The organism is Mycobacteriales bacterium, from assembly GCA_030697205.1.
Taxonomy (GTDB): domain Bacteria; phylum Actinomycetota; class Actinomycetes; order Mycobacteriales; family SCTD01; genus JAUYQP01.
On sequence record JAUYQP010000002.1, the window covers coordinates 1 to 3674 of the forward strand.

6 protein-coding genes are annotated in these 3674 nt (G+C 73.5%); 4 read left to right on the forward strand and 2 right to left on the reverse strand.

The window, feature by feature from the left end:
- Positions 1-488, reverse strand: a 488-nt coding sequence (locus Q8R60_00325; protein MDP3710912.1) for a hypothetical protein, incomplete at its 3' end; no start/stop codon positions are given.
- Between the two features lie 71 nt (positions 489-559).
- Positions 560-958, reverse strand: coding sequence for a plastocyanin/azurin family copper-binding protein (locus Q8R60_00330; GenBank protein ID MDP3710913.1), 399 nt, complete (start codon positions 956-958; stop codon positions 560-562).
- 200 nt (positions 959-1158) lie between these two features.
- On the opposite strand from Q8R60_00330, the gene rimP reads away from it, so the two are divergent.
- From rimP to Q8R60_00350, 4 genes are all read left to right on the forward strand, one after another.
- Positions 1159-1701: a ribosome maturation factor RimP gene (gene rimP, locus Q8R60_00335; GenBank protein ID MDP3710914.1), complete on the forward strand. Its 543-nt coding sequence runs from the start codon at positions 1159-1161 to the stop codon at positions 1699-1701.
- Entirely contained in the window at positions 1698-2762 is a 1065-nt protein-coding gene (nusA, locus tag Q8R60_00340) for a transcription termination factor NusA (protein MDP3710915.1), read from the forward strand. The genes rimP and nusA overlap by 4 nt, the downstream gene beginning before the upstream one ends.
- Before the next feature lie 65 nt (positions 2763-2827).
- On the forward strand, positions 2828-3112 hold the full coding sequence (locus Q8R60_00345; GenBank protein MDP3710916.1) for a YlxR family protein: 285 nt from the start codon (positions 2828-2830) through the stop codon (positions 3110-3112).
- A gap of 85 nt (positions 3113-3197) precedes the next feature.
- Positions 3198-3674: translation initiation factor IF-2 N-terminal domain-containing protein (locus tag Q8R60_00350; GenBank protein ID MDP3710917.1), on the forward strand; the 477-nt coding region annotated here is incomplete at its 3' end.

Below are 3674 nucleotides of genomic sequence, written 5' to 3' on the forward strand. Positions count from 1 at the left end.
TCGCCGAAGGAGGTGCGGTAGCCGTCGAGGTCGGCCTTGGCCTTGGTGACCTTGGCGTCGTCCTTGGTGGCCTTGCCGAGGGTGTAGTCGACGAAGAAGCCGATGTGCGAGCGCCACGAGTCGAGGAACGGCTTCTCGGCGTCCGGGTAGGCCGACGCGACGGCCTTCGACAGCGCGACGGAGTTGGTGTCGAGCGCGGCCACGGCAGCCTTGGTGCCGGGCTTGGTGAGGTCGCCACCGTCCTTGACGGCCTGCGAGATCGCGATGCCGGCGAGGTAGACGTGCTCCTCGAGCAGGTAGGTCAGGCCGGCGCGCAGGGCGGCGGCGTCGGTCTTGGTGCCTGCGGCACCGACGGCCGCGGCCGAGGTGGCCGCCGAGCTCGGGGTGTCGGTGGCGTCGGTGTCGGTGTCGGTGTTGCTGCCGCAGGCCGTGGTGACGAGGGCGAGACCGCCGACGACAGCAGCCAGCCGGAGGGACGTCCGGTTCATGCTTCTCCTTGGTGAGGGTGGTGCGGTGCTGGCCAGCGCCGGACGGCGCGGACCGGGATCAGGGGTTCGCGTCAGGCGACGGTGACGGTGCCGTTCATCGCCTTGTGGATCGTGCAGTAGTAGTCGAAGGTGCCGGCCGTGGCGTAGGTGTGGGTGACCTTGTCGCCCTTCTTCTTCACGTCGAGGGTGAAGGTGCCGTCGTCCTTCTCGGACGTGCGCTGGCCGGCCGCGTCGACCTCGTAGGTGCCCTGCACCAGCGTGTGGCCGATGTCGTTGCTGTTCTCCCAGGTGAGCGTGTCGCCGGTCTTGATCGAGATCTTGGCCGGGTCGAACTGGGTGAGCGGCATCTTCACGACGGGACCGGACGCGGTGGTCGGCTCGTCGGAGCTGGCGCTCGTCGACTCGCCACCACCGCAGGCGGTGAGGGCGAGCAGTCCGAGCCCCGCCGCGGCGAGTGCAGTCCTGCGCATGTGTGTGCTCCGTCTGGTCCGGGGTCAGGGGTGGCGCCGGGTGTCGCTGGCGTCACGGGTTTGTTCGTGCCGACCCGCCTCAGCGGTTCGGTGACCCCCGTCACGAACGGATCACGGCTGCGGGTGGCCGCTAGGCTCCGAGGTGCCGGATCGCCGGTCGCTCCGTTCGTCCCACAAGTGCAGAAGGAGGCTCGAGACCCGTGGTCGCCTCCGCGCCTGCCTCGCGTGCCCGGCTCCACCAGGTGCTCGCCCCCGTCGTGTCGGCCGCCGGCCTCGACCTCGAGGACGTCGAGGTGCAGGCCGCCGGCCGCCGCAGCGTCGTGCGGGTGCTCGTCGACCGTGACGGCGGCGTCACTCTCGACGACGTCGCCGAGGTCTCGCGCACCGTCTCGGAGGCCCTCGACGCGCTCGACGACAGCGAGCCCGGCGTGCTCGCCGGCGCCTACGTCCTCGAGGTCGGCTCGCCGGGCGTCGACCGCCCGCTCACCGAGGCCCGCCACTGGCGGCGCGCCGCCGGCCGTCTCGTGGCCGTCACACGCGTCGACGGGCCAGCCGTCACCGGCCGAGTGGTGCGGGCCGACGACACCAGCGCCGTCCTCGACGTCGACGGCACGGAGGTCGTCGTAGGACTGTCCGAGGTCCGCAAGGCCCTGGTGCAGGTGGAGTTCTCCCGCCCCGGCGAGCCCGAGCCCGAGCCTGAGCTCGACGAGACCGACACCGACGACGAGGAGGTCGACGCGTGAAGATCGACATGACGGCGCTGCGCAGCCTCGAGCGCGAGAAGGAGATCTCCTTCGACCTCGTGGTGCAGGCCATCGAGACGGCGCTGCTCACGGCCTACCGCCACACCGAGGGCGCGCAGTCGCACGCGCGCGTGTCGCTGGACCGCACCACCGGCGACGCCGTGGTCCTCGCGCAGGAGCTCGCCGAGGACGGCACCGTCGCGCGCGAGTGGGACGACACCCCTGCCGACTTCGGCCGGATCGCGACGATGACCGCCAAGCAGGTCATCCTCCAGCGGCTGCGCGAGGCCGAGAACGACGTGTCCTACGGCGAGTACGCCGGGCGCGAGGGCGACGTCGTGTCCGGCATCGTGCAGCAGGCCGGGCAGCGGCCGGGGGCGCCCGTCAACCGCAACGTCATGGTCAAGCTCGGCGCCACCGAGGACGCGATCGAGGCGGTCCTGCCGCCCGCCGAGCAGGTCCCCGGCGAGGTCTACGAGCACGGTGCGCGGCTGAAGTGCCGGGTCATCTCGGTCGCGCGCGGCCCGCGTGGCGCGTCCATCCAGGTCTCGCGCACCCACCCCGACCTCGTGCGTGGGCTGTTCGCGCTCGAGGTGCCGGAGATCGCCGACGGCTCCGTCGAGATCGCCGCGCTGGCCCGCGAGGCCGGCCACCGCACCAAGATCGCCGTCCGCTCGACCGTCAAGGGGCTCAACGCCAAGGGCGCCTGCATCGGACCCGTCGGCTCGCGCGTGCGCGCGGTCACCACCGAGCTGCACGGCGAGAAGATCGACATCGTCGACTGGGACGCCGACCCGGCCCGCTTCGTCGGCAACGCCCTGTCACCGGCCCGGGTGAGCAGCGTCGAGGTCGTCGACCTCGTCAACCGCTCCGCCAAGGTCGTCGTGCCGGACTACCAGCTGTCGCTCGCGATCGGCAAGGAGGGGCAGAACGCCCGTCTCGCCGCGCGCCTCACCGGGTGGCGCATCGACATCCACAGCGACCTCCCCAGGGACGCCCCCCGGGATGCCTCCGCGCCGACCCGGGCGGAGGCGCCGACCGACGGGGACCTCCCGTCGTAGGCCGGCACCGGCGCCCCCAGGAGCCGAGCGCGGTAGAGTCGTCACCGGCCCGTGTCACGGGACCGGTGCGCACCTGTGTGGGCTGCCGGGACCGCGACGCCAAGGCCACCCTGCTGCGCGTCGTCGTGGTGGGCGGCCAGCTGGCCGTCGACCCCGCCGGGCGCCTGCCGGGCCGAGGCGCCTCCGTGCACCCCGACCCGCGGTGCGTCGACCTCGCCGAGAAGCGGCGGGCGCTCCCTCGGGCCCTACGGGTCCCCGGGCCGCTCGACCTCGGACCGGTGAGAGCGCACCTCGCAGGTGCAGCAGGGCACCCCGTCCCGTCACGAGAGCAGGTCGAGAAGCGCACATGAGCACTCGATGAGCCAGCACCCATGAGCACGCCCATGCAGTAGCACCCAGGCCGCGGAGACACCGCCGGCCAGACGAAGGAGTCCAGTGCCCGGCAAAGCCCGCGTTCACGAGCTCGCGAAAGAGCTCGGTCTCGAGAGCAAGGCCCTGCTGTCCTGGTTGAAGGACAACGGGGAGTTCGTCAAGAGCGCCTCCTCCACCATCGAGGCGCCGGTCGCCCGCAAGGTGCGCGAGGCCTTCCCGGCCGCCGCCCCCGCGGCCGCCCTCGCCGCTCCGGCCCCGGCCAAGAGGGCCGCGCCCAAGCCCGGCCCGGCCGCCCCCGCTGCCGACGCCCCCGAGGCTCCGGCGGCCCCCACGGCTCCCGCGCCGCTCGCGCCGGCTGCCTCTGGCCCGACCGCCGCACCGGCCGACGCGCCTGCCCCGCCGGTCCCCGGTGGTGGCCTTCCGCCGCGCCCGTCCCCCGGTCCGCGGGTCGGCAACAACCCCTTCAGCAGCCCGTCCGACGGCGGCAGCCTGCCCATGCCGCCGCGCCCGGCGCCGCCGCGTCCCGCGGCCGCCGGCCCG

Excerpts from the sequence above, each read along its gene's own strand:
- Q8R60_00330 (MDP3710913.1), bottom strand. The coding sequence starts at position 958 with ATGCGCAGGACTGCACTCGCCGCGGCGGGGCTCGGACTGCTCGCCCTC.